We start from the raw sequence: 9,041 nt of genomic DNA on the forward strand, positions 1-9,041 counted from the left end.
TTGCCGGCGATGGGCCGCACACCGACCCCAACGGCCTTGAATCAAAGCACCGCCTTCGGATACGACCCCAGCACCTTCAGCGCCACAGCCTCCTGGCTGATCTGCTCCAGCACCGCCTTGATCAGCGGGTCGCGGTGATGGCCGACGAAGTCGATGAAGAACACGTAGGTCCACTTGCCACTGCGCGACGGACGGGTCTCGATGCGGGTCAGGTCGATGCCGTTCTCGTGGAACGGCACCAGCAGTTCATGCAAGGCACCCGGCTTGTTGCTCATCGAAACGATGATCGACGTCTTGTCGTCGCCGGTCGGCGGCACTTCCTGGCTACCGATCATCAGGAAGCGTGTGGAGTTGTCCGGGCGGTCTTCGATCTTCTCGGCCAGGCGGGTCAGGCCATACAGGTTGGCTGCCATGTCACCGGCGATCGCCGCCGAGTTCCATTCGCCTTTGACCCGCTTGGCCGCCTCGGCATTGCTCGACACCGCCACCCGCTCGACATTCGGGTAATGGGCGTCCAGCCACTTGCGGCACTGGGCCAGCGACTGGGCGTGGGAGTAGATGCGGGTGATGCTGTCGGTCTTGGTGTTCTCGCCCACCAGCAGGTGATGGTGGATGCGCAGCTCCACTTCGCCGCAGATCACCATGTCGTGCTCGAGGAAGCTGTCCAGGGTGTGGCTGACCGCGCCTTCGGTGGAGTTCTCCACCGGCACCACGCCGAAGTTGACGGCACCGGCCGCCACTTCGCGGAACACTTCGTCGATGGCCGCCATCGGACGGCTGATCACTGCGTGGCCGAAGTGCTTCATCGCCGCCGCCTGGGTGAAGGTGCCCTCAGGGCCGAGGTAGGCGATTTTCAGCGGCTCTTCCAGGGCCAGGCAGGACGACATGATTTCGCGGAACAGCCGCGCCATCTCTTCGTTGTCCAGCGGGCCCTTGTTGCGTTCCATGACGCGCTTGAGTACCGCCGCTTCACGCTCGGGGCGGTAGAACACCGGTTTTTCGCCTTCGGCCAGCGAAGCGGTCTTGACCCTGGCCACTTCCTGGGCGCAGCGGGCGCGCTCGCTGATCAGCTCCAGGATCTTCTCGTCGAGGCTGTCGATGCGTACACGCAGTGCCTTCAACTCCTGATCGGACATCAGCCGTGCTCCTTCTCGAATTCGGTCATGTAGGCCACCAGGGCTTCCACCGCCTCAAGGCCCAGGGCGTTGTAGATGGACGCGCGCATGCCGCCCACCGAACGGTGGCCTTTGAGGTTGAGCAGACCACGGGCATCGGCACCGGCCAGGAAGGCTTTGTCCAGACGCTCGTCAGCCAGGCGGAACGGCACGTTCATCCACGAACGGGCATTGTGGCTGATCGGGTTGGTGTAGAACTCGCTGGCGTCGATGAAGCCGTACAGACGGTCTTTCTTGGCGCGGTTGCGCTGCTCCATGGCTTCGACACCGCCCTGCTCCTTGAGCCACTCGAAGACCAAGCCCGAGAGGTACCAGGAATAGGTCGCCGGAGTGTTGTACATGGAACCGTTGTCGGCCGAGACCTTGTAGTCGAGCATGGTCGGACAGCTGCTGCGGGCATGACCCAGCAGGTCTTCGCGCACGATCACCACCACCAGGCCGCTCGGGCCGATGTTCTTCTGCGCGCCGGCGTAGATCAGGCCGTACTGGGACACATCGATCGGGCGAGAGAGGATGTCGGACGACATGTCGACCACCAGCGGTACGTCACCGGTCTCGGGTACCCAGTCGAACTGCAGGCCACCGATGGTTTCGTTGGACGCATAGTGAACGTAAGCGGCGTTCTGGGTCAGCTTCCATTCGTTCTGACCTGGGATGGCCAGGTAATCGTAGGGCTTGGCGCTGGCGGCGACGTTGATGTTGCCGAAGCGGCGCGCTTCCTCGATGGCCTTCTTCGACCAGATGCCGGTTTCGATGTAGTCCGCGGTGCCGTTTTCCGGCAGCAGGTTCAGCGGGATCTCGGCGAACTGCTGGCTGGCGCCGCCCTGCAGGAACAGCACCTTGTAGTTCGAGGGGACGGACAGCAGGTCACGCAGGTCCTGCTCGGCCTTCTCGGCGATGGCCACGTAGTCGTCGCTGCGATGACTCATTTCCATCACCGACAAGCCCTTGCCGCGCCAATCCAGCATTTCGGCCTGGGCACGCTGCAGTACGGCGTCAGGAAGCGCGGCAGGGCCTGCGCAGAAGTTAAAGGCTCGTTTGCTCACATCCACTCTCGCTCTGCCAAATAGAACAAAATCGTAATTCGATGTCGCCTGCATTGGGGCTGCTTCGCAGCCCATCGCTGGCAAGCCAGCTCCCACAGGGGTCGCGTCAATCTCAAGGCTTGCGCTGTACCTGTGGGAGCCGGCTTGCCGGCGATGGGCCGCAAAGCGGCCCCATTGACGTCTCTAATCAGTCAAACGGGGCGACCTTGGTCGCCCCGTTCGGGTTGTTGCGCTTGCTTACTCTTGCGGTGCCTCTTCGGCGCCCGCATTTTCATCGTCCGCCGCATCGGCCTCGACGCCTTCCGCGTCCGCCTCGATCAGTTCATCGAGTTCGTCCTCGGAAGGTTCCTGGATACGCTCAAGGCCCACCAGTGTTTCGTCGTTGGCCAGCTTGATCAGCGTCACGCCCTGGGTGTTACGGCCCAGGCTGGACACCTCGCCGACCCGCGTGCGCACCAAGGTTCCCTGGTCGGAGATGAGCATGATCTCTTCCCCTTCCTGCACCTGGATGGCGCCGATCAGCAGCCCGTTGCGGCCCTTGGTACCCATGGCGATCACGCCTTGGCCACCACGCCCGCGGCGCGGGAACTTCGACAGCGGCGTGCGCTTGCCGAAACCACGCTCGGAGGCGGTAAGGATCTGCGCGCCGGACTCGGGAATCAGCATCGAGATGATGCGTTGCCCCTTGCCCAGCCTCATGCCACGCACGCCACGGGCGGTACGGCCCATTTCGCGAACCACGCTCTCGGCGAAGCGGATCACCTTGCCGGCGTCGGAGAACATCATGACTTCCTTGGCACCATCGGTGATGGCCGCGGCAATCAGGGTGTCGCCTTCTTTCAGCTTCAGGGCGATCAGGCCGTTGGAGCGAGGACGGGCGAACTGCACCAGCGGGGTCTTCTTGACGGTACCGGAAGCGGTGGCCATGAAGATGTACGCGCCGGTCGGTTCAGCCACCCACTCAAGGGTGTCGCCGTCTTCTTCGTCGACTTCTTCGACTTCTACCACTTCACCTTCGATCACGCCCTCGTCGCCGTCTTCCAGCTCTTCATCCGGATCGGCGCTCTGCTGCAGGGCCTCGAGGTCGATCTGCAGCATGGCGGTGATGCGCTCACCCTCCTCCAGCGGCAGCAGGTTGACCAGCGGGCGACCACGCGCGGCGCGGGAAGCCTCGGGAATCTCGTAGGTCTTCTTCCAGTACACCTTGCCCTTGCTGGAGAACAGCAACAGGGTGGCGTGGCTGTTGGCGACCAGCAGGTGCTCGATGTAGTCCTCGTCCTTCACGCCGGTCGCCGACTTGCCTTTACCGCCACGGCGCTGGGCCTGGTAGGCAGACAACGGCTGGGTCTTGGCATAACCACCATGGGAGATGGTCACCACACGCTCTTCTTCCGGGATCATGTCGCCGTAGTTGAGGTCGTGGCTGGCGTTGAGAATTTCGGTGCGGCGGGCATCGCCGTATTCGGCACGGATCGCTTCGAGCTCTTCGCGGATCACTTCCATCAGGCGCTCGGCGCTGCTGAGGATGCGGATCAGTTCGCCGATCTGCTCGAGAATCTCCTGATACTCGGCCAGCAGCTTTTCGTGCTCCAGGCCGGTCAGGCGGTGCAGGCGCAGGTCGAGGATCGCCTGGGCCTGTTCCGGCGACAGGTAATACTTGCCGTCGCGCAGGCCGAATTGCTCAGGCAGGTCTTCCGGACGGCAGGAATCGGCGCCGGCGCGCTCGACCATGACCTGCACGGCACTGGACTCCCAGGCAGTGGAAATCAACGCTTCCTTGGCTTCCGACGGCGTCGGCGAGGCCTTGATCAGGGCGATGACCGGATCGATGTTGGACAGCGCAACTGCCTGGCCTTCAAGGATGTGGCCGCGTTCGCGGGCCTTGCGCAGCTCGAACACGGTACGGCGGGTCACCACTTCACGGCGGTGACGGACGAACGCTTCGAGCAGGTCCTTGAGGTTGAGCAGGCGCGGGCGACCATCGATCAGTGCCACGACGTTGATACCGAACACGCTCTGCAGCTGGGTCTGCTGGTAGAGGTTGTTGAGCACCACCTCCGGCACCTCGCCGCGACGCAGCTCGATGACGATACGCATGCCGTCCTTGTCGGACTCGTCGCGCAGCTCGGTGATGCCTTCGATCTTCTTCTCTTTGACCAGCTCGGCGATCTTCTCGATCAGACGCGCCTTGTTCAGCTGGTACGGCAGCTCGGTGACGACGATCTGCTGGCGGCCACCGACCTTGTCGATGTCTTCGATCTCGGAGCGCGCACGCATGTAGATGCGGCCACGGCCGGTGCGGTACGCCTCGATGATGCCCTGGCGACCGTTGATGATGCCGGCAGTCGGGAAGTCAGGGCCGGGGATGAACTGCATCAGCTCATCGATGGTGACTTCCGGGTTGTCGATCAGCGCCAGGCAACCGTCGATGACTTCACCGAGGTTGTGCGGCGGAATGTTGGTCGCCATGCCCACGGCAATACCGCTGGAACCGTTGACCAGCAGGTTGGGGATGCGGGTCGGCATGACCGCCGGGATCTGCTCGGTGCCGTCGTAGTTGGGCACCCAGTCGACGGTTTCCTTGTGCAGGTCGGCCAGCAGCTCGTGGGCCAGCTTGGACATGCGCACTTCGGTGTATCGCATGGCCGCGGCGTTGTCGCCGTCGACCGAACCGAAGTTGCCCTGGCCGTCGACCAGCAGGTAACGCAGCGAGAAAGGCTGGGCCATACGCACGATGGTGTCGTAGACCGCAGTGTCGCCGTGCGGGTGGTACTTACCGATCACGTCACCGACCACACGGGCGGATTTCTTGTACGGCTTGTTCCAGTCGTTGCCCAGTTCGCTCATCGCATAGAGAACGCGACGATGCACGGGCTTCAAGCCGTCACGTGCATCGGGCAGCGCTCGCCCGACAATCACGCTCATCGCGTAGTCGAGGTAAGACTGTCTCAGTTCGTCTTCGATATTGACCGGGAGGATTTCTTTGGCCAGTTCGCCCATGAGAAGCCTGATTCCTTTTTCTGGTGAAACTTCGCAGCTCCATCAAGGGCCGAACGAAGCTCGCCGCCGCAGCGCTTAAGGGTGCGACGACTTACGACAAATCAATGAGTTGTGCCATGGATCTGCGCAAAATTGGCCGCCGTGATGGGCGGTCTTGGAAACTGCCGGATGTTATCACAAAGGCAGTGGCGGTGGGGAGATCTGGCAGGTTGCCGCTGGGCAATGAATGTGAGGGTGTTCGCACTGGCCCTGTCGCCGGCAAGCCGGCTCCCACAGGAGGTTCACCACAGACTCAAGCACTGTGGTGTATCTGTGGGAGCCGGCTTGCCGGCGACAGGGCCAGACCTGCTAGTGCAAACGCTTGCGGCACACCAGCTGGGCAAGCTTGACCGCATCCGGGCGCTCGACGATGCCGCGCTCGGTCACAATCACGTCGATCAGATCAGCCGGGGTCACGTCGAACACCGGGTTGAAGACCTCGACCTGCGGCGCCACGCGGTTGCCGGCATAATCGAGCAATTCATCGGCATCGCGCTCTTCCAGCGGAATGTCCTCGCCAGTGGCCAGGTTCAGGTCGATGCTGGTGCTCGGCGCCACCACCATGAAGCGCACACCGTGGTGCATGGCGCTGACCGCCAACTGATAGGTCCCGATCTTGCCGGCAATGTCACCGTTGGCGGCAATGCAATCGGCGCCGACCACCACCCAGGTGATGCCCTTGCTTTTCATCAGGTGGGCCAGGGCCGAGTCGGCGCACAAGGTCACCGGAATGCCCTCGTTGGCCAGCTCCCATGCCGTCAGGCGCGAACCCTGCAGCCAAGGTCGGGTTTCCCCGGCGTAGACACGCTCGACCATACCTTCGAGAAAGCCCGCGCGAATCACCCCCAACGCCGTGCCGAAGCCACCACTGGCCAGCGCACCGGCATTGCCATAGGTCAGCAGGGTCTGCTCGTTGCCCTGATGGCGGCGGATCAGCTCGATACCCAGTTCGGCCATGGTCAGGTTGGCCTCGCGGTCGCTATCGTGGATGGCGATCGCCTCAGCCTCCAGGGCCGCCAGCACATCTTCTTCGGGGCGCAATCGCTGCAGGCGCTCGCGCATGCGGTTGAGCGCCCAGAACAGGTTGGCTGCGGTAGGCCGCGCCTCGGCCAGGTCGAGGAAGTCCTCTTCCAGGTCCACCTCCCAGTCGCCGCCCTCGGCCAGGCGCTCTTCCAGCGCCAGAACCAGGCCATACGCAGCAGCGATGCCAATGGCCGCTGCACCGCGCACAGCCATGTCGCGGATCGCCGCGACCACCTGCGCGACATTGTCGCAGGCCAGCCAGCGCTCCTGCGACGGCAGCAGGCGCTGGTCGAGCAGGTGCAGGACGCCGTGCTGCCAGCGAATCCCGGTCACCTTCTCCGCCGCCAAAAGTCGCTCGCGCATCGCCTCTCCCCGTCGTTCGGATATCAAAAGCGGTCGATTATAGCGAGCCTGGGCCCTGGGCGCTCGGGTATACTCCGCCGCAATTCGTAGAAGTTTCAGAGGATTGTTCAATGAGCAACGTCGACCACGCCGAAATCGCCAAGTTCGAAGCCTTGGCGCACCGCTGGTGGGACCGCGAAAGCGAGTTCAAGCCGCTGCACGACATCAACCCGCTGCGCGTCAACTGGATCGACGAACGCGTCGCCCTGGCCGGCAAGAAGGTACTGGACGTGGGCTGCGGCGGCGGCATCCTGAGCGAAGCCATGGCCCTGCGCGGCGCCACCGTCACCGGCATCGACATGGGCGAGGCACCGCTGGCCGTGGCTCAGTTGCACCAGCTGGAATCGGGCGTGCAAGTTGAATACCGGCAGATCACTGCCGAGGCCCTGGCCGAAGAAATGCCCGAGCAGTTCGATGTGGTCACTTGCCTTGAGATGCTCGAGCACGTACCCGACCCCTCCTCGGTGATCCGCGCCTGCTACCGCATGGTCAAGCCCGGCGGCCAGGTGTTCTTCTCGACCATCAACCGCAACCCCAAGGCCTACCTGCTGGCCATCGTCGGCGCCGAATACATCCTCAAGATGCTGCCGCGCGGCACCCATGACTTCAAGAAATTCATCCGCCCTTCCGAACTGGGCGCCTGGAGCCGCGTTGCCGGCCTTGAAGTCAAGGACATCATCGGCCTGACCTACAACCCGCTGACCAAGCACTACAAGCTCAGCAGCGACGTCGACGTCAACTACATGATCCAGACCCTGCGCGAGGAATGAGCATGCGTTTGCGAGCAGTACTCTTCGACATGGACGGCACCCTGCTCGACACGGCGCCGGACTTCATTGCCATCTGCCAGGCCATGCTGGCCGAGCGCGGCCTGCCGGCCATCGACGACAAGCTGATCCGCGACGTGATCTCGGGCGGCGCCCGCGCGATGGTCGCTGCGACCTTCGCCATGAACCCTGACGACGACGGCTTCGAGCCGCTGCGCCTGGAGTTCCTCGAGCGTTACCAGCGTGACTGCGCGGTGCACAGCAAACTGTTCGACGGCATGGGCGAACTGCTGGCCGACATCGAGAAAGGCAACCTGCTGTGGGGCGTGGTGACCAACAAGCCGGTACGTTTCGCCGAACCGATCATGCAGCGCCTGGGCCTGGCCGAGCGCTCGGCCCTGCTGATCTGCCCGGACCACGTGAAGAACAGCAAGCCCGACCCCGAGCCACTGATCCTGGCCTGCAAGACCTTGAACCTGGACCCTGCCAGCGTCCTGTTCGTTGGCGACGACCTGCGCGACATCGAGTCCGGCCGCGATGCCGGCACCCGCACGGCAGCGGTGCGCTATGGCTATATTCATCCAGAAGACAACCCGAACAACTGGGGCGCGGACGTGGTGGTGGACCACCCACTGGAGTTGCGCAAGGTGATCGACAGCGCCCTGTGCGGCTGCTGAGGTTAACGATCAGCAGCAAACTCTGTGGGAGCGGGCTTGCCCCGCGAACACGGGCTCAGCCCGTGCCAGGCACTGCAGTGCCTGCTTTCGCGGGACAAGCCCGCTCCCACAAGGCCCGTGTCAGCCCATAGAGATAGGGAACAATCAATGTTCGACTACACCGCCCGCCCCGACCTGCTCAAGGGCCGCATCATCCTGGTCACCGGTGCCGGCCGCGGCATCGGTGCCGCCGCCGCCAAGGCCTATGCCGCGCTGGGCGCCACCGTCCTGCTGCTGGGCAAGACCGAAGCCAACCTCAACGAGGTCTACGACCAGATCGAAGCCGCCGGCCACCCCCAGCCAGTGGTCATCCCGTTCAACCTGGAAACCGCCCTGCCCCACCAGTACGACGAACTGGCGGTGATGATCGAGGACCAGTTCGGCCGCCTCGACGGCCTGCTCAACAATGCCTCGATCATCGGCCCGCGCACCCCGCTGGAGCAGCTCTCCGGCGACAATTTCATGCGCGTGATGCACATCAACGTCGATGCCACCTTCATGCTCACCAGCACCCTGCTGCCGCTGCTCAAGTTGTCGGAGGATGCCTCGGTGGTGTTCACCTCCAGCAGCGTCGGGCGCAAGGGCCGGGCCTACTGGGGCGCCTACGGGGTGTCGAAGTTCGCCACCGAAGGCCTGATGCAGACGCTGGCCGACGAGCTTGAAGGGGTGGCACCGGTGCGCTCCAACAGCATCAACCCGGGCGCCACGCGCACGGCGATGCGGGCCCAGGCCTATCCGAGCGAGAACCCGCAGAACAACCCGCTGCCCGAAGAGATCATGCCGGTGTACCTGTACCTGATGGGACCGGACAGCACCGGGGTGAATGGGCAGGCGTTCAACGCCCAGTAAAATCTGCACTGGCCCTATCGCCGG

7 protein-coding genes are annotated in these 9,041 nt (G+C 63.6%); 3 read left to right on the forward strand and 4 right to left on the reverse strand.

The window, feature by feature from the left end; genetic code table 11:
* Positions 1-41 precede the first annotated feature (41 nt).
* The 4 genes from pheA to mtnA all read right to left on the reverse strand — a co-directional run bounded on the left by pheA (position 42) and on the right by mtnA (position 6,646).
* Entirely contained in the window at positions 42-1,136 is a 1,095-nt protein-coding gene (gene pheA, locus PMI38_RS02680) for a prephenate dehydratase (protein WP_008090361.1), read from the reverse strand.
* Positions 1,136-2,221 (reverse strand): 3-phosphoserine/phosphohydroxythreonine transaminase, encoded by a 1,086-nt coding sequence (serC, locus tag PMI38_RS02685; RefSeq protein ID WP_043272844.1) that lies wholly within the window; start codon positions 2,219-2,221, stop codon positions 1,136-1,138. Before serC ends, pheA begins: the two co-directional genes overlap by 1 nt.
* Before the next feature lie 237 nt (positions 2,222-2,458).
* A complete protein-coding gene (gene gyrA / locus PMI38_RS02690; protein ID WP_008090366.1) occupies positions 2,459-5,221 on the reverse strand; it encodes a DNA gyrase subunit A in 2,763 nt (920 codons plus the stop codon).
* Between the two features lie 348 nt (positions 5,222-5,569).
* Positions 5,570-6,646: an S-methyl-5-thioribose-1-phosphate isomerase gene (mtnA, locus tag PMI38_RS02695; protein WP_008090368.1), complete on the reverse strand. Its 1,077-nt coding sequence runs from the start codon at positions 6,644-6,646 to the stop codon at positions 5,570-5,572.
* 110 nt (positions 6,647-6,756) lie between these two features.
* On the opposite strand from mtnA, the gene ubiG reads away from it, so the two are divergent.
* The 3 genes from ubiG to PMI38_RS02710 all read left to right on the forward strand — a co-directional run bounded on the left by ubiG (position 6,757) and on the right by PMI38_RS02710 (position 9,017).
* Complete coding sequence (gene ubiG / locus PMI38_RS02700) at positions 6,757-7,455, forward strand: bifunctional 2-polyprenyl-6-hydroxyphenol methylase/3-demethylubiquinol 3-O-methyltransferase UbiG (protein ID WP_008090370.1); 699 nt, start codon at positions 6,757-6,759, stop codon at positions 7,453-7,455.
* Positions 7,456-7,457: 2 nt separating this feature from the next.
* The gene (gene mupP, locus PMI38_RS02705; protein WP_008090372.1) at positions 7,458-8,129 is read left to right on the forward strand and encodes an N-acetylmuramic acid 6-phosphate phosphatase MupP; all 672 of its coding nucleotides are present in this window, start codon (positions 7,458-7,460) and stop codon (positions 8,127-8,129) included.
* A gap of 147 nt (positions 8,130-8,276) precedes the next feature.
* Entirely contained in the window at positions 8,277-9,017 is a 741-nt protein-coding gene (locus PMI38_RS02710; RefSeq protein WP_008090373.1) for a YciK family oxidoreductase, read from the forward strand.
* The last annotated feature ends 24 nt before the right edge of the window (positions 9,018-9,041 follow it).

This window comes from Pseudomonas sp. GM84, from assembly GCF_000282535.1.
GTDB lineage: Bacteria > Pseudomonadota > Gammaproteobacteria > Pseudomonadales > Pseudomonadaceae > Aquipseudomonas.